This is a genomic window from Psychrobacillus sp. BM2, assembly GCF_048572895.1.
Taxonomy (GTDB): Bacteria; Bacillota; Bacilli; order Bacillales_A; family Planococcaceae; genus Psychrobacillus.
The window spans coordinates 616,066-640,875 of record NZ_CP183878.1 but is presented as its reverse complement, the minus strand read 5'-3'; the positions used below and the strand labels follow the sequence as shown (position 1 = coordinate 640,875).

Sequence of the window (24,810 nt, the reverse complement as noted above, 5' to 3'; positions counted from 1 at the left end):
TCCTCCTATTATTTAGTCCGGTCATAAGTAAGCGCTTTCTTTTCTTCGTAGATTGAAATAGAATGAACCTATCACTTATAGTATATGTGCATTTTTAAAAACTAGACCGTAGTCTAATTTTATAATTATTGTTACTATTCTGTCAATAACTACTGGAGGAATTTTATGACTGAAATAACGAAAAAACAGCTTAGGGGAGAAAAAACAAAAAAAAGAATTTTAGATGTGGCGTTGAGGCTTTTTGCTGAAAAAGGATTTAATAAGGTGACTGTGGACGATATAGTAAAGAAAAGTAAAACGTCAAAAGGATCCTTTTATCAACATTTTAGAACAAAACCAGATGTTTTCTTAGTACGCTTTAAGGAAGTTGATACATTTTATTTGGAAGTATACAAATCTTTACCAGAAGACATGGACCCGATTGAAAAGCTAACTATTTTTTCACAGAAGTTAATGCGTTTTCTAGAGGAAGAAATGGGAAAAGATTTGATGAAGGTTATATATAGCGCTGCATTAGAGTCGGACGAACATACATACTTTTTAGAATCCAATCGTTATCTGTTTAAAATCATGCGTAGATTATTAGAAGAAGCTATTGAAAAAGATAGAGTACAACCAGAGTTTTCGATTGAAGATACGTTAACTATGGTTACCCAAGCCTATATGGGAGCAATATATCATTGGGGTTTGCAGGCTACAGATAGAAGTTTAGAGTCATTTTCTATGCCACTTATGCTAACTTTACTGAAGGGGATATCAAAGTAAATTTGATCTTTCAAAGTTAAACATTCAATAACCCTCACCTGTTCACAGATGAGGGTTATTGGTTATTGGTTATTGCTTATTGCTTAAGCTTATCTAATCCTAAATTGTAGACTAGTGCCAGGATAGTGTAGACTTTTTTCTTACAGGGACGAGTTTTTAATGTAGCTCAGTGGTTTTCTTTCCTAATAGGATTACTATAAGGTGATCTAAAATAAAGAAACGTGTAATAGGATAGATTATGTAAGATTGTTTCACGGACTGGGTGATGCAGGTCTTTAAAGAAAATCTAAATGGGCAAACAATACACTCATGTACAATTCTTACGTCGGGGTAATTTATCAGTAATTAAATTAAATTAAATCAATATATATGAAAAATCGATTGTATAAATCTAGTGCTTCTCTTTCTCGCACTCACTTGCCTCAAAACTCCGCATAACCGGCTCATTCTGTTCGCAATACTCATCAACTGTTCAGTGACCATTATTATATATAACTTGATAACATTGATCTATCTGTCGTTGCAACTCTTCCGATACTTGTTCATATAAAACTAAGTCAATTTTCAAAAGTGTATCTAACTCGTTTTCCAGTTGTTCATTTAACGATAACCAATCCTTGTCAGATATTTTGGGTGCCTTAATCGCTAAATCAATATCAGAGAAATTATTATAATCACCATGGGCACGGGAACCAAATAACAAAACAGATTGGATTTCTGGATATCTAGTAGCTATTTCTCTTACTTGTGTTTTGAGTAATTCATTCATTTTCATCAGTTTCCTTCATATATTGTCTTTGGAGGTCATGAAAGGTTGTTTTCATTTCCGGAAAATAACGGACGATGTTTTCTAGAATATTTCTAGCCATTTTTTCATCATAAGCATGAGAGGTTTCATTTCGATCTTTAAGCATTTGTAGCCAAGCTTGCTCATTTTGAAGCCATCCTACTCGATAAGCTTCCTTCAACGTTTCACGAGGAGTTTTCGCTTCAATTCCTTCACTCAGCAGAAGTCTTTTTAACATTTTCCAATAGATTTCTATAGTAAATTCAAAACGTTGAATCGTTCCATCAACTATTAGGCTATTCTCTTGATCTTCATTCAAAGCTTCTTCCAAACGACCTAAAGCCTTCTTTAAGTTAGCAAAGCTTTGCCTTAATTTACGATTTTCATCTATCATCAAAACTTCCTCCCATCAAAGTATTATTAGCGATATTATACCATTAGTTTAGGAGGGTCGGGTTATTTTGAATGGTTCTGGAACCTGGTACCAAACCAAAATTGTTCTTGAATTGTGTCTTACACAGGGACGCTTTTTACTTTCGGTAACAATACCTCTAAACTTGTTCCTACATTAACTTTACTTGTAATTTGTAAAGAACCCTTATGTGCTTCTATAATACTCAGGCTTACAGTCATACCTAAACCAATTCCCTTTTCTTTTAAGCTATAGAAAGGATCACCAATGTGTTGTAAATGGCTTTCTTCCATTCCACAGCCATTATCCACAATCTTAACGGCAAAATAGTTTTCATTTTTCTCATATATAGAGATGTTGATTTCTCCATTTGTTGAAATTGCCTCTAAAGCATTTTTCACTATATTTATAAACAATTGTTTCAATTTACTTTCACTGCAGTATGTATTAAATTGATCTAGGTCATTTACGGTTATTTTCGTTTTTTGTTGGGAGGCCTCTATTGAAAACAATTGAACGACTTCACTCACAATGGTATTAATGTTTTTATTTTCAAACGTAATGTCTGTTGGTTTTGCGATCATTAATAGTTCATTTACAATGCTATTGATACGATCAATTTCAGTTACTAACAGGTCAATATGCTCATCCAGTTTTATTGTTTTCTTTTGTCCCATTTGCAAATATCCTTTAATAATTGCAAGAGGATTTCGTATTTCGTGGACTATACCTGCAGATAGCTCACCTAAAGCAGACATTTTTTCGGATTGTCTTAACTTGCGCTCAGCTTCTTTTAAAGCGGTTATGTCTCTCCCAATAACGATTAATCCTTTTCTGGAACCATCATTATTAAAAATAGGTACTTTGAATGAATCGAAAACTTTATTGGAACCATCTCTTAATGGAATTATTTCTTCGCATCGACTAACCTTTCCATGCTTCCACGCCTCTTCGTCCGTATCAATACAATATATTAAAGCATCGTGATAAAAATCTGTATATTCGGCCATTTCTTTATCCGTTTTTCCTTTATAATCGATGCCTTCAAGCTCGAATAACTGAGCACCAAATTTATTTATTTGAAGCCACTTTCCTTCCCCATCTTTAAATGAAACAAAGTCGGGCATCGTATCTATTAAAAAAGAAAGTTTCTCTTTTTCTTCTTCAATTTGTTTGGAATCCCTTAAATTTTTTATTAAGACAAATAAAAGAATAGCTGTAAGAAGAACGAACAAAAAACCTTTAAACCTATTCAGAAATAGTATTTGTTCATAAGAAAGATTAGAAATTGTTAGGAAATAATCAGTACCAATAATCCAAACAGGTCCTATTATTACATATAAAAAAGGTATTATCCGGAAAAAGTCAGTGTTTTTATGCATTTTTTTGGTCCCCTTATTGCGATTGGTAGGCTGAGTATGTTTAGTTATATTGTCACATAGATAACAAGATTCAGCAATAGAATACAGGGGCACAAATGCCAGTCAAAAATTTGACCTATAGATATTTGAGAGAATTGAGAGAGACACCCTTTCCACAATTCTACCACTCGTCCTTTCACGTCAGGACTTATTATCGAGAAATTTTACAAGTCTAAGGGAAATCGCATCTGTTTTGTTGAATAAATTTTGACAAGAATAGTACTGGAAAAACGCAACAAGTTCACATTGAATTTTGAATTTTTTTAACCAGTTATTAAGGGGGCACAGTTTGAAACAATGATATAATTAAGTTAAAATATCGCTTCAGATTTTGGTTATCAGGTGTTGCAGTACTAGTCATTCCAAAGCATAAGATTATAGCAATTCGAATGTTCATTAGTTTTAGTTCTCCAGATGAATTTGATTTCTTATCGGACATCCGAACTTTTGGAGAGACAGTCATGGAGTGCGTGTCCAAGGAAAAAAATAATTGGAGGTTGTCGTATATGAATATTCATCAAGCAACTATAAACGATCTTGATTCGCTCACGGAACTTTTCGACTTTTATAGGCTATTTTATAAACAAGAATCGGATCTTAATGGTGCAAGGGCGTTTTTGGAAGAAAGACTTATAAAAAAGGATTCCGTAATTTTTATAACCTACGATGATGGAGAACCTGTTGGCTTTACACAACTCTTTCCATCATTTTCATCTGTTAGTATGCAAAAATCATGGGTGTTAAATGATTTGTATGTGAAAGAAACGGCTCGAAGAAAAGGAGTCGCTACAGAGCTAATAAATAAAGCAATTGGCTTGGCGGAAGAAACTAAGGCAAAAGGAATTTTATTAGAAACTGGGAAGGAAAACGTAAAGGCCCAAAAACTTTATGAAACGATTGGCTTTACAAAAGACTCCAATTACTATTACTATTATTCTCTTTATGATAATGGTAATGGTTTCTAATAGCATTTATATTAGCTTGGAGTTATAAATCTGAATACAAAAAGAAAGCAGCCGAAATTTACTGGCTGCTTTCTCTTTTCTAAAATAGTTGCTAAATATTATTAAAGTGTAAATTGTAGTTAACAGTCAGAATAGTGTAAAATTGTTTACTACACAGGGACGCATTAAAGAGGAGATTCCAATTATGAAAGAACAAGATTGCTTATTGTTAGTGATTATACATGAGGAACAAAATATTACGAAGGCAGCGAATCGGTTATTTATGTCTCAACCTGCTCTTACCTATCGGCTGCAGCAAATTGAGCAGGAGTATGATATTAAAATTCTGAAACGAGAAGGTAACAAAATGAGGTTTACACCCGAGGGAGATTACTTAGTTGAATTCTCGAAGAATATGCTACTTGAGATAAGTAAAATGAAGGATTATATGAGTTTGATCAAAAATAATACCCAGGGACGTCTCAGAATAGGTGTTTCCAGTAATTTTGCTTTATACAGTCTACCCCCTATCATTAAAAAATTCCTAGAATTGACTCCTAAAGTGCAAGTTAAGATAAACTCTGGTTGGAGTTCAGAGATTGTACAGTTATTAAAAGAGAATGTTATTCAAATTGGGATTGTAACAGGGAACTATGATTGGTATGAAGATAAGATACTTTTACATGAAGATCCAATTTCCATTATTTCTAATAGACCTATCCAGCTGAAAGAGTTGCCTTCTACACCAATGATTTCTTATCAACCGAATAACCTTATTAGAAAGACGCAAAAGCCTTCAAACCCTTTATCCAAACTAATTGAAAATTGGTGGCAAGAGAACTTTACATCAGCTCCAATGATTAGCATGGAGATTGATAAGGTAGAAACATGCAAAGAGATGGTTGCGAATAATTTAGGATATGCCATCATTCCTAAATCAGCTCTTACTTCACAAGACTCATTCTACACATATGATTTAAGAACCGAAAATGATGAGTTAATAACCCGGAAGACATGGCTAATGTACCGAGAGTCTTCACTTGAGCTATCACCAGTTAAAAGCTTTGTTGAACATATGAAAAAAGCCTTATTATAGGCTTTTCTCTATGAATCTAGTATGGGAAATGGCAGGCAACAAAATGACCACTTTCTTTTTCAGTAAATTCAGGTAGCACGTCTTTACATTTTTGAGTTGCAATTGGACATCTCGTATGAAACTTACAGCCAGATGGTGGATTTACTGGACTCGGGATATCTCCCTCGATGCCAACATCCATACGATTTTTTCTTAATGTAGGGCTAGAAATAGGGACAGAAGCTAATAGTCCTGCAGTATAAGGATGCATCGGTCTCTTAAATAACTGCTCTTTCGTTGTTAACTCAACAAGATCTCCTAAGTACATAACGCCAATACGATCACTAAAATGTTTTACGGCTGGCAACCCGTGCGCGATAAAAATATAAGTTAAATGATATTTTTTTTGAATAGAGGATAACAAATTTAATATTTGCGCTTGAATGGATACATCCAATGCAGAAACTGGTTCATCACATACTATAAGTTTAGGCTTTAGAGCAAGAGCTCTTGCAATCCCAATTCTTTGTCTTTGCCCTCCACTAAACTCGTGAGGAAATCGGTTGGAGTATGAAGGATCCAATCCTACATCATCCATTAATTCAAACACTTTTTGTTCCAATTCATTTTTATCGAGTTTCATATGAGTAATTAACGGTTCGGCTATGATATCAAATAATCTCATCCTCGGGTTCAATGATGAGAAAGGATCTTGAAAAATCATTTGAAAATCTGTCCGTTTCTTCTTCAATTCTTTTTCTTTTAATGAAGATATTTCTATTCCATCAAAAATAATCTTTCCTTCTGTAGGTTTTAATAAACCCATTATCAAATTACCTAACGTTGATTTTCCACAACCTGATTCTCCAACAATCCCTAGAGTTTCTCCTCTATTTACAGTTAGATCGATACCATCGACCGCCTTCAAATATTCTTTATTCTTTTTAAGAAGATGTCCTCCCACCTCAAAATGCTTTTTGACACCTTCTAAGATCAACAGTTGTTGCTGTCCAGTTTCACCATTTAAACGAATGCTATCTTCCAATGTTTTCAGCATAAAGCAACTCCTCCTGGTTTTCTTCATAAAGCCAGCATCTGACCTTATTGGAATCCCCCAAGCTTGTTAGATTTGGACTCTCTTGACGGCAGATTGCCTTTGCGTGTGGACATCTTGGATGAAAGGAACAACCAGTAGGTCGATTTGCTGGAGAAGGTACGTTGCCTTTAATTGGTTCTAGATCATCCTTTTCGTCATCCAAATGGGGGGTACTATTTAATAATCCCTTTGTATATGGATGCCTTGGATTTGCAAAAAGACTAAATACATCTGCTTCCTCTACTACTTGACCAGAGTACATAACAATCACTTTATCGGCTATTTCTGCTACTACACCCAAATCATGTGTAATTAATAAAATGGATGTATCGAAATCATCTCTTAGTCCTTTCATTAATTTTAAGATTTGAGCTTGAATAGTTACATCTAAAGCAGTCGTCGGTTCATCAGCGATTAATAACTTTGGACTACATGCCAATGCCATAGCAATCATCACACGTTGCCTCATCCCACCACTTAGCTCATGGGGATACGATTCATATATCTTATCAGCCCGCGGTAATCCTACTTTATTTAACATTTCTATACTTCGTTGTTTAGCCATTTTTTTTGTTAGTTTTTGATGAAGAATAAGTGTTTCAATCAGTTGTTTCCCAATTTTAACCACCGGATTTAGAGAACTTAGTGGCTCTTGAAAGATCATCGAAATATCATTACCTCTTACCGATCTCATCTCTTTTTCTGAAATCTTTGTTAAGTCTTTCCCTTCAAAAATAACTTCACCATCTACAATCTTTCCTGGTGAATCTACTAATCTCATGATTGAGTAAGAAGTGACACTTTTACCGCAGCCTGATTCACCAACAATTGCAGTTGTTTGTCCTTTATCGATGGTGAATGACACACCATCAACAGAAGGAATAATTCCTTTATCTGTATAAAAATGAGTTTTTAAATTGACTACTTCAAGCATCCTTGTCATTTCCATTCCTCCATTCACTAAGATTTAGTTCCTCGTGATCTAGGATCTAGTACATCCCGTAACCATTCACCTAAAAAAATAATTCCAAGGACTGTAATCGAAATTGCTACACCAGGAAAAGTCGATAACCACCAACTAGTTGCGAGATGTTCCCTTCCTTCACTCAGCATAATCCCCCATGAGATGGCAGGAGGTTGAATTCCTAATCCTAAAAAACTTAAAGACGATTCTGTAATAATAGTTCCAGCGATACTTAATGTCGAAATGACAATAATTGAGGAAAAAACATTAGGTAAAATATGACGGAAAATAATATTAAAATTTGAAACACCAATTGTCTTCGCTGCTTTTACATATTCTCTTTCTTTAATACTTAATGTTTCACTTCTAACCAAACTTGCATACATAACCCAATTCGTTACACCAATGACAAAGACCAGGGTGAACAATCCAGGATTTAATACCGTTAAAAAGACGATACAAAATAAGGTAGTAGGAATCGCCAAAAAAGAATCTACCAATCTCATAATAAGACTATCAACAATTCCGCCATAATAACCTGCAATAAGACCAAATATAACCCCTATTAACCCTCCGACAACTACAGATAGTACACCTACAATAATAGATATTCTTGAACCATAAATAAGTCTACTTAAAATATCCCGACCGAGATTATCTGTACCAAGAATATGACTTAAGTCGCCGTTTAGAAGCCAAAATGGCGGCTTTAGCATATTAGCAGTATCAATTTTATTTGGATCGTAAGGTGCGATGAATGGTGCTAACAACGCCATTAAACATACAGTTAACACGATAAGGAGGCCTACAACTCCCGTTTTGCTAGTTAATAACTTTTTTAATAGTACTAGAAACTTTTTACTCATGTTTTCTTTTTGTCTACTGCTCTCAACTGGATAAGGAGATAGCTCAGCCTGATTATTCAATTCCATCGATTTACCTCCTCATTAATTAAACTTTATCCTTGGATCTAGTACACGGTACATAATATCCGTCAGTATATTGATAAATATAATCATGCTTGCTGTAACAAAAACTGCGGCTTGAATTATTGGAAGATCCTTTGCATAGACCGCTTGAATGATCAATTGCCCAAGTCCTGGCCAAGCAAATATCATTTCTGTTATTAACGATCCGCCAACTAAAGCTGCAGCTTGAAGGAAGGTAATCGTAATTACAGGTACTAATGAATTTTTAAAAGCATGTTTTATCACAACGGCCGAATATTTTAAGCCTTTGCTACGTGCTGTTCGAATATAATCCTGATGAAGTATCTCTAGCATGCTAGAACGAACAAGACGCGTGATTTCTGCGGACATCGCTGTTCCTAAAGTAATGGCAGGCAAAACAATATGGGCATAGCTTCCTGTTCCTGAAACCGGCAACATTTTTAGAGTGACGGAAAAAACTAAAATCAGCATAATTCCTAGCCAAAAGTTTGGTATAGCTTTACCTAATACAGAAAAGCTTGTTGCAAAAAAGTCTATGAAAGTATTAGGTTTTACTGCTGATAATATTCCCAATGGAATAGCAATTAGAATTGCAATAATCATCGATGCAGTAGCTAACTCAAGCGTTGCAGGTAGCCTTTCTAACACAAGTCCTAATGCTGAAGTCCCGTATTGATAGGATTCTCCAAAGTCACCCCGAAACAAATCTAAAATATAATTTCCAAATTGAACGTAAAATGGCTGATCAAATCCCAATGCATGGCGAAACTGAGCTATCTCCTCAGGTGATGCATCTGCTGGCAACATTGTGGCCACAGGGTCTCCCGCTATATATACAAGAACAAAAATCATGATGGTAACGATAAAAAGAACTGGAGGAATTTGAAGTAATCTCATAGCTAAATATTTCCACATGGCTATCCTCTCCCTTAAGTTGAACGACGTAATATTATATTTTTGATAACAATCTTCCCTTTCATGTACATTGCTTAAGCTACTTCAAAACAAAGGCCATGACGTTTTTATGGAAATTCCCCTCTCTATTTCCTATGAAAAAAGAGAAGGGCAATAAGCATAGTGCTTCTTAATATAAGACTACTTATTTGTTATATCCGGAATGTAAATAAGCTCATCCATTCTTGTTTCATACTCTATAGATTTAGAAACTCCAAAGTATTGGTCAATTTGAAATAGCGGTAAGATTGGTTTTTCATCATTTGCAATATCTTGAACACGTTGATACATTTCAATGCGAGCGCTTTCATCCATTGAAGTTTCAGCATCGTTTAATAACTGGTCTACTTCTGGGTTACTATATCCGTTAATTGAACTAGCACGATCCGTGCCATAGTAATTTAGTGACTGACCAGCATCAAAAAACGAAGAACCTAGCGCTATTAAGTAGCCATCTTTAAATTTTTGTTGTTCTCTTAGCTCTACGAATGGTTCCCACTTCATCAGATTCATGTCTGTTTTGATACCTGCTTCTTCTAGCATCCCAGCTATCAATTGCATTACTTCACGGTCCTGAATATATCTACCTGTTGGACCAGATAATTCTATAGTCAATCCATCTTCATATCCAGCTTCTGCTAATAGTTGCTTTGCTTTTGTAACATCGTAGTTATACTTTCCATATAACTCCTCTTGTGCTCCTATGTCTCCTGGGTTCACACGTGAAAGTGAAGGAGTTCCACCACCATTTAACAAATTATCCACGATTGCTTGATCATCAATAGCATAGTCCATCGCTTCCCGGACTTTCACATCCGAAGTTGGCCACCCTTCTTGTGTTCGAAGAAAAATCATATAATTTCGGTTAGAAGGACCATTAACAATTTGACTGTTGTCAGAACCTTTTACCCGTTCCCAATCACTTGGAGGAACATTTGCAACAATATCAATGTTTCCTGACAAAAGTTCAGCAACTCTAGTGGAATCCTCAGGAATAGCTCTGAAAATAACCTGGTCAACATTTGTTACTTTCTTTCCAAAATAATCAGGATTAGGCTCTAATACAACCTGATTATCCCTTTTCCATTCAACAAATTTTAATGGCCCAGATCCAACTGGATTGTTTTCAAAGTGATCCCATCCATTTTCTTCAATATAATCCTTTGGTAAAATTCCAGACGCCTGCCTTGAAATTCTGCTCAAAAGCATCGGATCAGGCTCGGTTGTAATGATTTGAAACGTTAAATCGTCCAATATTTTAACTTCTTTTATCGTGTCATAATCACCATGACTTCGAAGAGTATCATCCTTTGCGACTCTTTCAAGAGTAAACTTAACATCCTCAGCGGTTAAATCTTCCCCATTATGAAACTTTATTCCTTCGTTGAGTTTAAACTCAACGGTCATATCGTCGATTCTTTTCCATTCTTTTGCTAAATGGGGTTGAATTTCTCCTGCCTTGTCTCTCATCAATAAATAATCAAATACATTAACGTGAATAGCCTCAGTAGTTGTAGTTGTATGGTTATGGATATCCCATGTCATAAGATCTGGGCCTAAGGAAATGATTAATGTCTTATCCTCTGCCTTAGAAACTTCTGTAGTTGCACTTTTCGTTGTTGTGGTACAACCAGCTAATAGTAAAATAGAAACTAGTGCACAAATCGAAAGAGTTGAAAATTTGCCCCTCATATAAATCCCCCTAATTTTTGGTTAGTAAATTGTTTAATTAGTTGATACAAGTACTTCTGAATTGGTTTCTAACGATTGTTTTGCAACTTTGAATTCAGCTTTAATCTTATCTAACAATTCCGGTGAATAAACTAAATCTAGACAAGTCCCACTTAATGTCTTGGCTGCTGCTAAAATTGCTTCATTTCCATCATTGCTTTTAGAGGCTTCCACCCATTCTTCCGTATGATTAGATGTTCCATAAGGTACAAAAGAAACACGTATACATGCACCAGGCACGCGGTGAGTGACAATACTGAAATCGGTAGAACCAGTTCTTTCACGGGGTGGAGTGATATTCTTTGCACCGGAAAAACGTGCATTTTCTAAGAGTAAATCATTTAAACTTTGAACATTCAACTTATTCTCTAGCGACTTTAAAGGATGAATGATTACCTTAGTTCCGGTAGCTAATGCCGCCCCTCTAGCTACATTAAAAACTCTTTCTACAACTTCGTTTAAATATTTTCGATCCTTCGCACGAACGGAAAATTTGGCAGTTGCTCTTTTTGGTACAATGTTAGGGGCTTTCCCTCCATCCGTAATAATGCCGTGAATTCGAACATCCGTACGAACATGCTCTCGTAAATATTCCATTCCATTAAAGGTCATAAGAACACCATCTAATGCACTAATTCCTTGTTCAGGAGCTACAGCAGCATGGGATTCCTTTCCGATAAATTCAAATTCAAAGTTATCTACAGCTAGTGATCTTCCATCAACTGTTGTTCGGTCACCACCGTGCATCATTAAAGCCACATCAAGATGGTCAAAATAGCCTCCGTTAGCCATCGGAATCTTACCACTTGTTGTTTCCTCTGCAGGAGTGCCAAAAACTTGAATCGTTACATCATGCTGACTCAATTGCCTTGAAAGAGCAATGGCTGCTCCTATTACAGACGCAGATTGTAGGTTATGTCCACAACCATGGCCAAGATCCTTTAAAGCGTCATATTCACAAAGCAGTCCAATTACCGGTCCTCCTAATCCATTTTTATAGGTGGCGATAAAGGCCGTTTCTAGACCGGCTATCCCTTTTTCAATAGTGAAACCATAGTTTCCTAATGTCTCTGTAATCTTCTGAACTGCCTTAAATTCCTCATTACCTAGTTCAGGATTATCATGGATGTAATCACTAATACTAAATAAAACATCTCTTAAACCTTCTACTTCGTTGAACAACACACTTTTCTCATCTAGCAAAATCAGCACCTCAACTCTACTTAGTTTTCAATTAATAACATCAACCAACAAATAAGAAAATATTAAACATTCAGATTCATTAGTCTAATATTAATGAAACGTAGAATCAAAGGGAAATTCAAAAAAGTTTAGTCACTTATAAAAAAATTCTATAGTTGTCCTTAACCTTTTTATAAAAACCATTTAATAGCTATTTATTTAACTTGTATGTATGCAAAATAATAGTTTAACATAATTATTTGATAATTTTAAAAATTATTTTAACTAGTTTGCGAGAATGAAATAGGTTTTTTCCAAATTGGACTGAAAATAGTGTCGTAAGTACTTTACGGATTGGGAAGATGAAGCTTCTATAGTAGTAAAAGGTACCAGATTCTCTCAATAAGTACACAAGGGCAAAAAAAAAGAAAAAAGCGTAATCCCAATAGGACTACGCTTTCTTCTTTCCCTAAAAAGGGAACACACTTGGAAAATTTGTTAATGTTGCTTGGTTAAACCGTATCTGACAATTTCAACATTCATCTCGTCAGTGCAGTTAGGTCGTCTGATATGAAACCATCAGACATTTAGGTGCACTTCCACAAAAACTTTTCTTTCACTACAGGTAAAACACGTTGGATCAGAACCTAAATATATCGGTTCCCGACGAGAGTACCTTTCGTCAGTAAAGCAAATTTTCCGCCAAGGCTGTGCAAATCATCCATTGGAGTCTCTTGTAAACGCATAGTTTTCCAATCCCTTCCTACGGTAGGTCCGCCTTGTTCTATTTATATACCCCACTTAAAAATGTTTAAACATCTTTTATTGAATTTGTTTAAACTTTTTTTATGTAAGTTTTGAAAGGATTTTTTCCGTCCAGCTTTTAGTTTAACAGTCCCTGTGTACAAGACGATTCAGAATTGTTTCTTACACAGGGACGCATTATAAATCTAATAGAGTCCTAATGAATATAAAGTATGTTTTAAGACGATTAAAGATAATCACCAAATAACACACCCACCCTTTCATCAGGTGAGTGTTATTTTTAACATTGAATTGTAGCCTATTGTCGGAATAGTTCCGAATTGTTTCTTACACAGGGACAGGTTTAATCTCAAGCCTCATCAAATGCATTCAAAGCATTGACGCCATGTGCTAAAGCTGAGCCAGCTTTTAAGGCTGTGGCTACAAATATAGATTCGGCCACTTCTTCTTTCGTTGCTCCTTTTTTCTTAGAAGCTTTTACATGCAAGGCGATGCAGTATGGGCAACCAGTGGTATGAGCAACAGCGACTGCAATTAGTTCTTTTTCTTTCGCTGATAAGAGTCCTTCTTTTAGCGATAAGGTATCGAAGTTGATGAAGGCGCTGAATACTTCTCCGTTGAGCTTTGAGAATTCAGATAGGCGGCTAAAATAAGCTTCTTTATAAAGCTCTTCATCCGCGGTTTCGTCATATGCATTCAAGGCATTGACACCATGGGCAAGGGCTGAGCCGGCTTTTAAAGCGGTCGCCACCATTATGCTCTCCGCCATTTCTTCTTTTGTGGTATTAAGATTTTTGGCATTTTTGACATGGAGGTCAATGCAGTATGGGCAGCCGGTTGTATGTGCTACTGCTACCGCGATCAACTCCTTCAGTTTTGCGGATAGTGCTTTTTCCTGCAGTGCAATTTTATCAAATTGGACAAATGCTTTAAATGCTTCAGGAGCAAGCTTGCCAAATTCAGGCAGGCGGGCAAAGTTCTTTTTCTCGTATAGGTTTTTGCTTTCTGTTAGGTTCATATTTAATATTCTCCATTCTGATTTTTGATTTTTAACTTCTTAGTCCATCGAATTTGGTAAGAACATCGCGATCTCTGGAAAAATATAAAGAAGCGCAACGAGGGCAAGAATCGGAATGATAAAAATCACAGCTCCCTTGAAAATATCAACAAGTTCCAGTTCATTGGTTACTCCTTTTAAGACAAATACGTTCATACCAATAGGAGGTGAGATTAAAGCGACTTCCACCACTAATACGATCATGACGCCGAACCAGATTAAGTCGAAATTCTGAATCTCTAGAATCGGCAATAAGATGGGTATAGTAACAACCATCATTGCCAGGGAATCCATAATCGCTCCAAGCACGATGAAAAGACAGATGATTAGGATGAAAATTGTTGTGGTAGATAAATTCGACGTCAGTAAGAATTGTGCAAGTAAATTAGGAACCCTTGTCAAAACAAGAACATAATTAAGGATGAAAGCCCCTAATACAATCGCAAATAAAAATCCCGTAGTTCTTAAAGTTCCCATAACGGCATCTGTAAAATTCGCTAAGGTTAAACGGCGACGTACTATACCAATGAGAAATGCACCGAATGCACCTACACCTGCAGATTCAGTGGCAGTAAAATACCCTAGGTAAATACCACCCATTACTAGAATGAATAATGAGATAATCCAAACGTTTGAGCTTAATGAAGAAAATCGCTCTTTCCAGCTCACAACGTGATGGGTAGGAGCTGAGATCAAACTCGGTTTAATCAAGATACAAATATAAATCGTCAGCATGAAAAATAAAGTCAGTATGATTCCAGGAACGATTCCTGCCGCTAACAATTTCCCCACCGATTGCTCAGTGATCATTCCATAAATAATGAAGGTTGTACTTGGCGGAATAAGTATTCCCAAAGCTCCTCCTGCTACAATAGAACCACCAGTTAAGCTTTTGCTATACCCCGCCTTTAACATTTCCTTTGTAGCAATAACACCCATCGTACCTGTAGTAGCCACGCTGGATCCAGAAGCAGTCGCAAACATTGCGGAGGCTCCAATTGTTGCAATCCCTAGGCCGCCTTTCATATTGCCAAACCAATTCTTAAAGGTCCTAAACAAATCATCTGTAACACCGGAAAAAAACAATAACTGTCCCATTAGTACAAATAGCGGGATTGTGCTTAACGTATAATGGTAGCTTTGGCTCCAAACCACACTATTAATTGCAGTTAATAATGTATCCCATCCTTTGAGATAGATGATTCCAATACTTGCCGGTATAACCATCGAGATGGCGATGGGAACACGTAAAAACATGAGTACAAACACTGTAATAATAACCAATACGCCAATCATTTCATTAGACAAACTCTTCCCCTCACTTTACTCACTTTTCTCAGCTGTCCTGTAATTCGTTACAATTCCTATAAATTTCAAAAGAGCTTCCAGTGCCCAGGCGATAAAGCAAATCACTAAGAAGATTTTAAAAGGCACAAACGAAATATTTAGCATATCGGACATTTGCGTCAAATTTATTTTTGTAGTGAAAGCCCAACAAACGATAAAAGCAAAGACGATTGTACAAAATTGGGCTATAAAATCCAATACAATTTGGACTTTAGCAGGGAACTTATCAACTAGCAGTCCAATGGAGATATGAGAATTTGTTGCTTCGGTATATGCTAACGAACCCATGATTAAAACAACCATACTGAATTGAACGAGTTCGATATCCCCGAGAACTGGAACGCCAAAGCTCCGGGATATTGAAAAAAATGTTACTAATGGAACCAAAATGATTAACATGATAAACGAAATCCATTTCGTCAAATTGGTTATGCATTTAACAATCCAAGTTAAATACTTCACAATTCCACCTGCTTTCACATAAGGATTAATACGGGAAGGTCAACCCTTCCTCTACTAAGGTCTTCGTATAGAAGTCCATCATTTCCTGTCCATCAAATCCTTTATCGTTCGCTTGTTTAACCCAATCTTCCCAAACTGCCTTCGCTGGCTCTTTAAATGGCTGAAGCTCTTTTTCACTCAGTTTAATAACACGTCCACCGTCTTCTGATACAGCTTTATCAAATTCATTAATCGCATTTTCTGATGCACTGCTGTACAGCTCACTGTTCATAGTTTCAAATTTCGGTCCTAATTCATCTTCAAATAATTTTTGAAGATCTGCTGGTAGAGATTCAAATGAATTTTTGTTCATTAAGAAAAGAAGAGCGGTATTTCCCATATCAATTTTTGTTAAATAAGGAGCAACTTCATATAACTTCAGTCCTACTGCACCAATCGACGTGTAAGTAGCTTGATTTACGGTATTGCGGTCGAGCGAAGTGTAAATTTCCTCCAGCCCCAAGGAAACCGGGACCCCTTCCCATAATTTAATTAAATCTACACGTTGGTAACCAGAAGCAATGATTTTTTTGTTTTTCACGTCATCAATCGTTTCAACAGGTGCTTCGCTGTATAACTGGTAAGAATCAGTTCCAGATATTCCAACCGGAATCACTCCTTCCAGAGACTCAGCCATAAATTTTTCCATAAATGGCTTCAAAATCGCTGTGCTATCGAAAGGATCTGATATTCCAAAAGGTAGGTCTCCGATTGATAAAGGGAATAACTCTGTATCTGGATGCAAGCTTGGACTAACATATCCAATATCGTAAACGCCACCCTGTATATCTTCGTAAGCCGTACTTAAGGTTCCAAGGGCTCCACTATTATAAATATTCACTTTCACTTTTCCATCTGTCTCTTCCTCGACAAGTTTTGCCCAGGGCTCAACTACTTCCGTATGGAATTTATGAGTAGATGGTACTTGGATATTAAAACTCAGTTCGTACACCCCATCTTTATTTGCCGCCTCACCACTACCGCAGGCTGTCAACAACAATGCAACTCCTGCTAATAAACACCATTTCACTATTTTGCTTTTCGTCATACAACTCGTCTCCTTTTCATGTTATCTAGCTGCTTCCGAAAATCTCCAAAACCCATTCTTATATTTAGACCTATTTTGTCTGACCGACAAACTCTTTTATCTTTTCAAGCGCTTCACCATTAAGTAGCATTTGCTCTTGCAATTCTGCTTCATAATAGAGCAGATTTTCAAATCTTGGCACCGAAGCATGGACGATTTTCTTGGTAATTCGTAAAGGGTCGAATGGCTTCTGTATTAGTTTCTTTAGTAGCTCATCCACGGTACTCGAAAGTTCTTCCCTTGCCACCGTTTTCGTTACCAACCCAATGTCTTTCGCTTCTTTTGCCGTAATAATATCGCCGAGCATGATAAGCTCTTTCGCTTTCGAAGCACCGATTAAATTCACTAAACGTGGAGTTCCACCTCCAGAAAAAAACATCCCCCTGTCAATTTCCGGCAAGCTCAGTGATGCATCATCTGCAATAATTCGAAAATCACAAGACATCGCAAGCGCCAATCCCGCACCGAATGCGGGTCCATTGATGGCGGCGATAGTAATTTGGTCCAAAGCATCTAACTTTCTTAAAAATTCCTGTCGGTTGATTTGATCTTTTCGTATCCAAGAAGAATCTTCCTCATTTTCTACTATACTTTTTCCCACTTCTTTGATATCTGCACCTGCCGAAAAAACCTTTCCTGCTCCTGTGAAAATGATAAATTTATGCTTTTTGTCTGAACTAACTTCTGATATCAAATCATTTAGTTCTTGATCCATTTGTTTGTTCATCGCATTTGCTTTAGACGGACGGTTGAACGTAATATAAAGTGTTGGTCCTCGGTATTCGACAATCAAGGTTTCATACTTCTTCATATAGTGCACTCCTTTCTCTTTATCATTTTGTCAAATTCGCCGTTCAGCTAATTCCCAATATGGTTCACGCAGCTTTTTCTTGTCGACTTTTCCGTAAGACGTCAACGGAAGGATCTCTACAATATGAATCTCTTTTGGGTTTTTATATTTAGAAAGTTTTGATTTGCAGATTGCCATTACTTCGGTAATTTCCAAGTTTTCAACTTTGGCTGTTAAAAATGCTGTGACCGCTTCTCCCCAGTCAGGATCCGGCACTCCTATGACCGCCACTTGGCCCACTCCCGGATGTTCTTGGATAACATTTTCAACTTCCGACGAATAAACGTTCATACCTCCGCTGATAATCATGTCTTTTGCTCGGTCGAGAAGATACAGGAATCCCTGTTCATCCATCACTCCAATATCTCCTGTATACAGCCAACCGTCTTTTAGTGCCTCCGCTGTCTTTTCTGGCTGATTGAGGTAGCAAATCATATTTGTAAACGCCTTTACCACAACCTCGCCTTCCATTCCAACTGCAACATCCTTGCCATTGGCATCCACAACTTTTACTTGAGAGAAAATCGTGGACCTTCCACAGCTCTTCAATAAATGCAAGGATTCTTCTTCGATACTATGAAACTCTTTTTTCATCCAAGTTGCGGCACTCTGTGTTTCTGTCAGTCCATAAATTTGTAAAAACACTTGCCCGAAAATAGACAAGCCTTGTTTCAAACGCTCAGCAGTTATAGGTGCTGTTCCGTATTGAATTGTCCGAATCGAAGTAACATCCACCTCTTTCCCATCTATGTAATCGAGCATCCGGTATAAAATTGTTGGCACCAAGCTCAAGTAAGTAATACGATTTTCTTCAATATGCCGCATCACCGTTTCTATTTCAAACTTGTCTTCAATAAAGATTTCAGCACCTTTTATTAATCCAGAAAATAAATACAAACCAGCTGCATGTGGCAAAGGAGTGGTCACAAGAATTTTCTCATCGCTTTGAATATTCGCTTCAATAATGATGGAGATGAAAGTCAGACTGGTGGTTTCATAAGTATGAACGACACCTTTGGGCTTGCCTGTGGTTCCACCTGTATATAAGATAAATGAAAAATCCGATAGCTCACTTTTAACAGAAACTTCTTCATCTGAAGCATCCGCTTGAAAACCTTCCCAATATATCAATTCATTGAACTCTGTCTTTTCTGCACCGACCACGATAATCGTATGGAGTTTGGGCAGCTTAGATTTGATTTTTTCAATCATTGGTAGGAAGCGATTGTCTACGATTAATAACTCCGCTTCTGCATCTTCTAAAATATAGAGAATATCTGGTTCACTCACCATCGAGTTAAGAGCGATTTTCGTCGCTCCTAGATAATAAATCGCTATTTCACTTACTACGTACTCGTAACAATTAGGAAGCAATAAAGCAACACGTGATTGTTGACCAATAGCCCTTTTTTTCAATGCCTGTGCAGTACGGTTTGCATCAGCATGCAGTTCTTTATAAGTAAAACTTGACCCGTTAACATGAAGGGCTGTTTTGTTAGCATTATTTTTTAAACTGTTTTTAACCAGCTCATTTAATACAAGTGAAGTTGAATTCATATTTATTCCTCCATTTTTATGAATGCGCTTTCTTATTTTTTAATTATTCCGAATTGGTGTAACTATTAAAAAAATACTATCAACAGAACTTACTTTAGTCTAATATATAAAACAAACCGATTGAGACCTTTAAGGTCCTAATCCTTGTTTGGGGGGAATCTGTAATGGAGCTTCGACATTTTCATTACTTTGTAGCAGTAGCAGAAGAACTGCATTTTGGAAAAGCTGCGAACCGCTTGAATATTAGCCAACCGCCTCTGAGCCAGCAGATCATTCATTTGGAAAAAGAAATGGGCGTCAAACTTTTTCAACGGACAAACCGATCAGTCCAATTAACGCAGGCGGGTAAGTATTTTTTAGAGGAAGTTTATGAAATACTCGCAAAAGTGAAATCAAGCGTGGAGGATACAAAAAAAATATACATGGGAGAGGCTGGAACCTTGAAAGTGGCCTTTACCGGCTCTTTGAACTCATACCTGATTCAGTTAATCGATTCGCATCGTGAAAGCTATCCCAACGTCAAAGTGACTTTGCATCCGATGTCAAGTACAGATCAATTAAAGGCACTTTCTGATAAAGAAATCCATTTCGGGTTTCTCTGCCCGCCTATCACTAATCCATCTTTAGACTTTCAGCATATATACAGCGCTCGGTTTGTGGCAGCTTTACCTATAAATCACCCTTTGGCTTCCAGACCGGGACCAATCGAAATCAAAGAATTAAAGAATGAACCGTTTATTATGGCTCCACGAAGACTAGAACCCGGCTATTATGACATGATTATTTCTATATGCTTAAACGGAGATATGAGCCCCATCATCTATCAGGAAGCGGAAGGAGTCACCCATATCCTTTCATTAGTATCCGCAGGAATCGGCGTGACGCTCGTGACCGAAGTCGCCCAGCAAGAATATCCCAAAAACGGCGTTGTCTATAAAGCTTTAAAAGGCAGCCAACAAGAAATGGATTTATTCATCACCTGGAACAAAAATACAACACCCATTACAAACACTTTTATCCATACGATAAAGCATTGTATAAAAGAAAAGGAACTATATAAAAAAGCAAGCTTCGAAGTCATATGATTCGAAGCTTGTTTTCTTCACGACCATGGTGGGGGCACCATTATATGACGACTTAAATATTTCATATTTATACAAAAAAAAGAATCCAACAATTTATTGATTGAGGATTCCTATAAATTCATATGAAATTGCAGTGCATAAGCTAAATAGTCATAAACTGATACCTACGACTCCGTATCTGCCGAAGGTGACCCTACTTTTCTATAATATAAGAGGGATACATTGTTTAAGGTAAATCCTTCATATATCTAAAGAAATATCTTACTCATAAACTTTCCTATGAAACTTTGTTTTTTTACAGGTTTTAGTTTTAATGACTGTGGAATACCGCTGTAAAACTCATATGCATCAATTTCTTCTCTGATAGCATCAGTATCCAAGGGTTCTTTTTCTTTAATTTCTTTATAATACTGTTCATTGTTATCATAAGGAGATAGCTCTAAATCACTAATTTGATCGTTAAATTGTCCAATACTAGCGTCAATATACTCTCCACACACTTTATTAATATAATGAGAATTAGTATATGTAGATGTACCTTCACCTAATACAATTAAGCAATCATAAACTTTGTTATCTTCATTTGTTAATCCATATTCATTTTTTACTATATGATAAATCAAACTAGAGACGTTATAGCAGCTATCCTTTAGTGGATGACCTTTACTGCCATATACATCGAATGAATCACCATTCTCTCTCCTTACTTTTACTGCCAGAAGATATGATTTTTCCGCAATAACAATTAATTCTTTTTTTTGTTCTGCTGTTAATGATCCCACATTATCCCTCTATTCCATATACTGTAATTCGACATAAAGCAGGAGAATCCTCCTGAAAATGGAATAGAAAATAATAGTCAGAATATATGATTGATAATTATCTACCATGAGTCATATGAAATTTATCAAGGCAAACTACAACTAACACTTTACCTATCAGAGAGCGTTAGTTGTCGTTCGCTTATTTAATAGTAAATTGTAGTCTATTATCAAAATAAAGTAGAATTGTTCCTAACACAGGAACGCTTTTTAACGAGGTATTAGACGATTGAATCGTCTAATGCCTCTCTTTTTTGTTTGTTTCTAATAAAATAATAGAGTTTGATTTTATCAAGTTATTATCCCTATCCAAAACTATTAGGTGCTGTTCTAATTCGAGAGCAGATCCTTACATATTCTTGCTACCTCCTAAATCATCTTAGTTTTCTTGTCTAACCATATTATTTTTTCGAACCAATCAGAGAATCTTAAAGTTAACCTACCATCGCCATTACCCAAATCTAATATATTACAACTTTAAACCATAGTAGACCCAATTATGCCAAGTAGCATTTGAATATACTATTACAAATAACAAAGTTGCCACCAAAGGCGAGCAAATGAAAGGTTGATGAAAATAGATTATGAAGACAATTATAATTGTCGGAAGTAACAAATCCGGTTCAAGCAGAGAAGCACTTAAAGCGGCTGCGAGACTTGGCTTTTTTACTGTGTTACTTACCGACAGAGAAATTTACCTTGAAAACAGAGTTGATTTCCCCGAAGTTCACCAAATGATTTTAACGGATTTGACTAATGAAAATTTATTAAAGGTATGTATAAGAGGAATACAAGAACAAGGTAAAAAAGTAGTGGCGATTTTAAGCTTTATTGATCCTTATGTCCATGTAGCAGCAAAGTTATCTAGGGAATTAAATATAACCAAAGTTCCTCCTGATCCATTAGAAAAAATGGAGGATAAAGTCATGACCCGTGAATTATTAAAGGATCTTCCCGTCTCTCCATACTTTGAAACCTATAATAAAGAGGATTCATTAGAGACCTTTATTGCTCGACAAAAAAGCTATCTCCCCCTAATTGTGAAAACCCCAATTTCTTCTGGATCCAAAGATGTTTTATTAGTCCGTGATGAAAAACAATTAATGAAGTGTATAAATAGTTTTTTGGACAAAGGAAGCGATGAGATATTAATAGAGGAATATTTAGAGGGTCCTCAATACTTAATAGAAGCTTGTGTGTACAAGGGAGAAGTTCACATAATAGCAGTGCTTGAACAAGATATTAAGCTTTTTGAACGTTTTATCGTAACTGGTTATACTCTGTTGGCGGATATGGATGTAGATTTCCATAACAAAATATATGAAACTGTTTGCTCTATTTTAAAACGTTTTCAAATGGATAATGGATCTTGTCATTTAGAAATGCGCCTAGTAAATAACGAATGGAAATTAATAGAGATAAATCCTCGCATTTCAGGGGGAGCAATGAATAGAATAATTGAAATAGCGTATGGATTTAATTTAGTCGAAGAGACAATAAAGATATTTTTAGGACAAGAGCCTAAATTGGAAAGAAAATATAAAAAGTTTGTATATGCACAGTATTTAACGAGTGATTCTACTGGTACATTGATAAAAGTAACTGGTAGAAAAATTTGTTCAAGGCTACCAGGTGTAGAGGAGGTCTTTATAAAGCCTAAGAAAGGAAAAATACTTCATCCGCCTTTATCAATGGGAGATCGATATGGATATATCTTAGCTTCTTCAGTCAATAAAGAAAAAGCCATTAGTATTGCTAAAGAAGCGGCAAAGGTAATTCGTTTTTATATTGAACCTATTTAAAAAAAGGAGTGAAAAAAAATGAGTGAGAGCGAACAAGAAAAAAATAATGAAACCGAATCAAGCAATAGTTTCGAATCTATATTGAGAACAATTAATGATACACAGAACAAGGCTAAGCTAGCAATATTCAAAGGTATCCTGCGTGAAACTATTCCAATTGTATTGTATACATCCACTACTTATGAACCTTTTTTTGCTTATGGAATAACCTCCACTTCCCAAGTTTCGTATAGAACACGCTTCTTTCGAATTGAGAACATAGTCAACTCGCTTGTTTACTTATCATTATTATGTCCAATGGATGTAGAGGGTAATTATACAGATACAAAGCACGTTCCTTATCGACTAGAAAAAACGAATACTATTGTAATTGCGTCTATACAAAACTTTTGCAGTGTACAGTGCATTGATCCAAAATTAGTAAATCGTCTAAGTATTAATATTGGGGACAAATGGTGATTAATTTAAAATATATGAAGTGAAAAAATAGGGAGTTGAGAAAGAAATGACCTTAATTGGTATGCTGCATCATAGAGCTGAACCTGAGAAAGTAAAGAAGGCATATGCATATGCTGTAGTAGCAAAAGCAGAAGGTGTAGATTTTTTTTACTTTACACCTGGTAAAGTTGATATCAAGAACAAAAAAATATTAGGAAAATACTATGAGAATGGTAAATGGATGGAAAAAGAATATCCTTTTCCAGATGCCATTTATAATGCAAGTTACCCACTAACTGACGAAGCAGAACGAACCATAGATTACTTATCTAAAAGAATTCCATTTACAAGTCATTCCATTGGAGATAAATCCGAAGTGCAAAACAAAATTAAGAAAGGAAAAGAGTTTAAACATTATTTAATTCCGACAATCCAATTTAGGGGTGAAAAAGATTTACTTGATATGATTGAATTACATGATCAAGTTATTATAAAGCCTGTTTCTGGGAGTAGAGGGTCGGGTATCCTTTTTATTGAAAAAGAAGACGGCAACAAATATAAAACAAATGATTCAGGTAAGATTTTAAGTTGCAGTAAACAAGACTTAATAGACCTTGCATTACTTAAAATACAGGATGAAGAATATATCATTCAAAAATTTATATCAAGTCGAATAAAATCTGGCCAGGTCTTCGACTTCCGCTTGCATGTTCAAAAAAATGGAGATGGTGAGTGGATGACCACATCTATTTACCCTCGTATAGGAGCTTTGGGAAGCATAACCTCAAATTTAGGTAGCGGAGGTTTTACTGCGTTTCCTGATCCTTTTTTGCAAATAGAGTTTGGTAATGAATGGATTAATGTAAAAAAAACACTTGAGTACTTTTCAGTAAGCTTTGCTAAACACTTTGATTCTTTATATGATGATTTTTACTTGGATGAACTAGGAATTGACGTTGGAATGGATGAAAATCAGAGAATTTGGTTATTTGAAGTGAATTGGAGACCGGGAATACCAGTAATATTTAACGGAGAATTAGATGTAGCAAGAAACACAATCAATTATGCAAAATTTTTAGCAGATAATAATAAATTTTAGTAGAACCCTCAAGCGAAATGTCTCACCTTCGCTCAACAATGTTTCATCTAAAATTCTTTAAATGTAAACAATAAAGACGTAAGGCCTCAATGCTAGAGGTTTTGTTTGATGATCCTTTGA

The 24,810-nt window shown here is 36.0% G+C and carries 23 protein-coding genes; 7 read left to right on the top strand and 16 right to left on the bottom strand.

From position 1 onward, the window contains the following. The first annotated feature begins 165 nt into the window (after positions 1 to 165). Entirely contained in the window at positions 166 to 765 is a 600-nt protein-coding gene (locus ACN6MX_RS02810) for a TetR/AcrR family transcriptional regulator (protein ID WP_419961168.1), read from the top strand. Positions 766 to 1,237: 472 nt separating this feature from the next. Here the strand turns inward: ACN6MX_RS02810 and ACN6MX_RS02805 are convergent, their stop codons facing one another. The 3 genes from ACN6MX_RS02805 to ACN6MX_RS02795 all read right to left on the bottom strand — a co-directional run bounded on the left by ACN6MX_RS02805 (position 1,238) and on the right by ACN6MX_RS02795 (position 3,346). Continuing rightward, positions 1,238 to 1,534: a nucleotidyltransferase family protein gene (locus ACN6MX_RS02805; RefSeq protein ID WP_419961167.1), complete on the bottom strand. Its 297-nt coding sequence runs from the start codon at positions 1,532 to 1,534 to the stop codon at positions 1,238 to 1,240. After that, on the bottom strand, positions 1,527 to 1,946 hold the full coding sequence (locus ACN6MX_RS02800; RefSeq protein ID WP_419961166.1) for a nucleotidyltransferase substrate binding protein: 420 nt from the start codon (positions 1,944 to 1,946) through the stop codon (positions 1,527 to 1,529). The genes ACN6MX_RS02805 and ACN6MX_RS02800 overlap by 8 nt, the downstream gene beginning before the upstream one ends. A 119-nt stretch (positions 1,947 to 2,065) precedes the next feature. Then, a complete protein-coding gene (locus ACN6MX_RS02795) occupies positions 2,066 to 3,346 on the bottom strand; it encodes an ATP-binding protein (protein ID WP_419961165.1) in 1,281 nt (426 codons plus the stop codon). 545 nt (positions 3,347 to 3,891) lie between these two features. Between ACN6MX_RS02795 and ACN6MX_RS02790 the strand changes: the two genes are divergently transcribed. Then, entirely contained in the window at positions 3,892 to 4,350 is a 459-nt protein-coding gene (locus tag ACN6MX_RS02790) for an N-acetyltransferase family protein (protein WP_419961164.1), read from the top strand. A gap of 184 nt (positions 4,351 to 4,534) precedes the next feature. Next, positions 4,535 to 5,425, top strand: coding sequence for a LysR family transcriptional regulator (locus ACN6MX_RS02785; protein ID WP_419961163.1), 891 nt, complete (start codon positions 4,535 to 4,537; stop codon positions 5,423 to 5,425). 16 nt (positions 5,426 to 5,441) lie between these two features. On the opposite strand, the gene ACN6MX_RS02780 is transcribed toward ACN6MX_RS02785, so the two are convergent. From ACN6MX_RS02780 to ACN6MX_RS02725, 12 genes are all read right to left on the bottom strand, one after another. Continuing rightward, the gene (locus ACN6MX_RS02780; protein ID WP_419961162.1) at positions 5,442 to 6,461 is read right to left on the bottom strand and encodes an ABC transporter ATP-binding protein; all 1,020 of its coding nucleotides are present in this window, start codon (positions 6,459 to 6,461) and stop codon (positions 5,442 to 5,444) included. After that, the gene (locus tag ACN6MX_RS02775) at positions 6,439 to 7,443 is read right to left on the bottom strand and encodes an ABC transporter ATP-binding protein (RefSeq protein ID WP_419961161.1); all 1,005 of its coding nucleotides are present in this window, start codon (positions 7,441 to 7,443) and stop codon (positions 6,439 to 6,441) included. The genes ACN6MX_RS02780 and ACN6MX_RS02775 overlap by 23 nt, the downstream gene beginning before the upstream one ends. 17 nt (positions 7,444 to 7,460) lie before the next feature. After that, positions 7,461 to 8,396, bottom strand: a complete 936-nt coding sequence (locus ACN6MX_RS02770; RefSeq protein ID WP_419961160.1) for an ABC transporter permease — start codon at positions 8,394 to 8,396, stop codon at positions 7,461 to 7,463. Between the two features lie 15 nt (positions 8,397 to 8,411). Next, positions 8,412 to 9,329: an ABC transporter permease gene (locus ACN6MX_RS02765; RefSeq protein ID WP_419961159.1), complete on the bottom strand. Its 918-nt coding sequence runs from the start codon at positions 9,327 to 9,329 to the stop codon at positions 8,412 to 8,414. A 180-nt stretch (positions 9,330 to 9,509) separates the two neighbouring features. Beyond that, a complete protein-coding gene (locus ACN6MX_RS02760; protein ID WP_419961158.1) occupies positions 9,510 to 11,060 on the bottom strand; it encodes an ABC transporter substrate-binding protein in 1,551 nt (516 codons plus the stop codon). A 33-nt stretch (positions 11,061 to 11,093) separates the two neighbouring features. Beyond that, a complete protein-coding gene (locus ACN6MX_RS02755; protein ID WP_419961157.1) occupies positions 11,094 to 12,302 on the bottom strand; it encodes a M20 family metallopeptidase in 1,209 nt (402 codons plus the stop codon). A gap of 1,093 nt (positions 12,303 to 13,395) precedes the next feature. Further along, positions 13,396 to 14,064, bottom strand: coding sequence for a carboxymuconolactone decarboxylase family protein (locus ACN6MX_RS02750; RefSeq protein ID WP_419961156.1), 669 nt, complete (start codon positions 14,062 to 14,064; stop codon positions 13,396 to 13,398). A gap of 39 nt (positions 14,065 to 14,103) precedes the next feature. Then, positions 14,104 to 15,411, bottom strand: a complete 1,308-nt coding sequence (locus tag ACN6MX_RS02745) for a TRAP transporter large permease (RefSeq protein ID WP_419961155.1) — start codon at positions 15,409 to 15,411, stop codon at positions 14,104 to 14,106. Positions 15,412 to 15,426: 15 nt separating this feature from the next. After that, positions 15,427 to 15,912 carry a TRAP transporter small permease gene (locus ACN6MX_RS02740; RefSeq protein WP_419961154.1) on the bottom strand — a complete coding sequence of 162 codons (486 nt, stop codon included), beginning with the start codon at positions 15,910 to 15,912 and terminating at the stop codon, positions 15,427 to 15,429. A gap of 25 nt (positions 15,913 to 15,937) precedes the next feature. Continuing rightward, positions 15,938 to 16,999, bottom strand: a complete 1,062-nt coding sequence (locus ACN6MX_RS02735) for a TRAP transporter substrate-binding protein (protein ID WP_419961153.1) — start codon at positions 16,997 to 16,999, stop codon at positions 15,938 to 15,940. 70 nt (positions 17,000 to 17,069) lie between these two features. Then, the gene (locus ACN6MX_RS02730; protein ID WP_419961152.1) at positions 17,070 to 17,849 is read right to left on the bottom strand and encodes an enoyl-CoA hydratase/isomerase family protein; all 780 of its coding nucleotides are present in this window, start codon (positions 17,847 to 17,849) and stop codon (positions 17,070 to 17,072) included. Between the two features lie 30 nt (positions 17,850 to 17,879). Next, positions 17,880 to 19,445 carry an AMP-binding protein gene (locus ACN6MX_RS02725; protein WP_419961151.1) on the bottom strand — a complete coding sequence of 522 codons (1,566 nt, stop codon included), beginning with the start codon at positions 19,443 to 19,445 and terminating at the stop codon, positions 17,880 to 17,882. Positions 19,446 to 19,609: 164 nt separating this feature from the next. On the opposite strand from ACN6MX_RS02725, the gene ACN6MX_RS02720 reads away from it, so the two are divergent. Further along, a complete protein-coding gene (locus tag ACN6MX_RS02720) occupies positions 19,610 to 20,530 on the top strand; it encodes a LysR substrate-binding domain-containing protein (RefSeq protein ID WP_419961150.1) in 921 nt (306 codons plus the stop codon). A gap of 248 nt (positions 20,531 to 20,778) precedes the next feature. Here the strand turns inward: ACN6MX_RS02720 and ACN6MX_RS02715 are convergent, their stop codons facing one another. Next, positions 20,779 to 21,312 (bottom strand): hypothetical protein, encoded by a 534-nt coding sequence (locus ACN6MX_RS02715; protein WP_419961149.1) that lies wholly within the window; start codon positions 21,310 to 21,312, stop codon positions 20,779 to 20,781. Between the two features lie 623 nt (positions 21,313 to 21,935). Here ACN6MX_RS02715 and ACN6MX_RS02710 point away from each other — a divergent pair. Genes ACN6MX_RS02710 through ACN6MX_RS02700 form a run of 3 tightly spaced genes read left to right on the top strand, consistent with a single transcriptional unit; the run spans position 21,936 to position 24,690 of the window. After that, positions 21,936 to 23,153, top strand: coding sequence for an ATP-grasp domain-containing protein (locus tag ACN6MX_RS02710; protein ID WP_419961148.1), 1,218 nt, complete (start codon positions 21,936 to 21,938; stop codon positions 23,151 to 23,153). An 18-nt stretch (positions 23,154 to 23,171) separates the two neighbouring features. Then, on the top strand, positions 23,172 to 23,612 hold the full coding sequence (locus tag ACN6MX_RS02705) for a CotY/CotZ family spore coat protein (protein ID WP_419961147.1): 441 nt from the start codon (positions 23,172 to 23,174) through the stop codon (positions 23,610 to 23,612). Positions 23,613 to 23,658: 46 nt separating this feature from the next. Next, positions 23,659 to 24,690: a YheC/YheD family protein gene (locus tag ACN6MX_RS02700; RefSeq protein WP_419961146.1), complete on the top strand. Its 1,032-nt coding sequence runs from the start codon at positions 23,659 to 23,661 to the stop codon at positions 24,688 to 24,690. Positions 24,691 to 24,810: the final 120 nt, after the last annotated feature.

Excerpts from the sequence above, each read along its gene's own strand:
- ACN6MX_RS02710 (WP_419961148.1), top strand. The coding sequence starts at position 21,936 with ATGAAGACAATTATAATTGTCGGAAGTAACAAATCCGGTTCAAGCAGA.
- ACN6MX_RS02705 (WP_419961147.1), top strand. The coding sequence starts at position 23,172 with ATGAGTGAGAGCGAACAAGAAAAAAATAATGAAACCGAATCAAGCAAT.
- ACN6MX_RS02800 (WP_419961166.1), bottom strand. The coding sequence starts at position 1,946 with ATGATAGATGAAAATCGTAAATTAAGGCAAAGCTTTGCTAACTTAAAG.
- ACN6MX_RS02725 (WP_419961151.1), bottom strand. The coding sequence starts at position 19,445 with ATGAATTCAACTTCACTTGTATTAAATGAGCTGGTTAAAAACAGTTTA.
- ACN6MX_RS02760 (WP_419961158.1), bottom strand. The coding sequence starts at position 11,060 with ATGAGGGGCAAATTTTCAACTCTTTCGATTTGTGCACTAGTTTCTATT.
- ACN6MX_RS02750 (WP_419961156.1), bottom strand. The coding sequence starts at position 14,064 with ATGAACCTAACAGAAAGCAAAAACCTATACGAGAAAAAGAACTTTGCC.
- ACN6MX_RS02805 (WP_419961167.1), bottom strand. The coding sequence starts at position 1,534 with ATGAATGAATTACTCAAAACACAAGTAAGAGAAATAGCTACTAGATAT.
- ACN6MX_RS02730 (WP_419961152.1), bottom strand. The coding sequence starts at position 17,849 with ATGAAGAAGTATGAAACCTTGATTGTCGAATACCGAGGACCAACACTT.
- ACN6MX_RS02720 (WP_419961150.1), top strand. The coding sequence starts at position 19,610 with ATGGAGCTTCGACATTTTCATTACTTTGTAGCAGTAGCAGAAGAACTG.
- ACN6MX_RS02735 (WP_419961153.1), bottom strand. The coding sequence starts at position 16,999 with ATGACGAAAAGCAAAATAGTGAAATGGTGTTTATTAGCAGGAGTTGCA.
- ACN6MX_RS02795 (WP_419961165.1), bottom strand. The coding sequence starts at position 3,346 with ATGCATAAAAACACTGACTTTTTCCGGATAATACCTTTTTTATATGTA.
- ACN6MX_RS02785 (WP_419961163.1), top strand. The coding sequence starts at position 4,535 with ATGAAAGAACAAGATTGCTTATTGTTAGTGATTATACATGAGGAACAA.
- ACN6MX_RS02810 (WP_419961168.1), top strand. The coding sequence starts at position 166 with ATGACTGAAATAACGAAAAAACAGCTTAGGGGAGAAAAAACAAAAAAA.
- ACN6MX_RS02770 (WP_419961160.1), bottom strand. The coding sequence starts at position 8,396 with ATGGAATTGAATAATCAGGCTGAGCTATCTCCTTATCCAGTTGAGAGC.
- ACN6MX_RS02780 (WP_419961162.1), bottom strand. The coding sequence starts at position 6,461 with ATGCTGAAAACATTGGAAGATAGCATTCGTTTAAATGGTGAAACTGGA.
- ACN6MX_RS02765 (WP_419961159.1), bottom strand. The coding sequence starts at position 9,329 with ATGTGGAAATATTTAGCTATGAGATTACTTCAAATTCCTCCAGTTCTT.
- ACN6MX_RS02775 (WP_419961161.1), bottom strand. The coding sequence starts at position 7,443 with ATGACAAGGATGCTTGAAGTAGTCAATTTAAAAACTCATTTTTATACA.
- ACN6MX_RS02790 (WP_419961164.1), top strand. The coding sequence starts at position 3,892 with ATGAATATTCATCAAGCAACTATAAACGATCTTGATTCGCTCACGGAA.
- ACN6MX_RS02700 (WP_419961146.1), top strand. The coding sequence starts at position 23,659 with ATGACCTTAATTGGTATGCTGCATCATAGAGCTGAACCTGAGAAAGTA.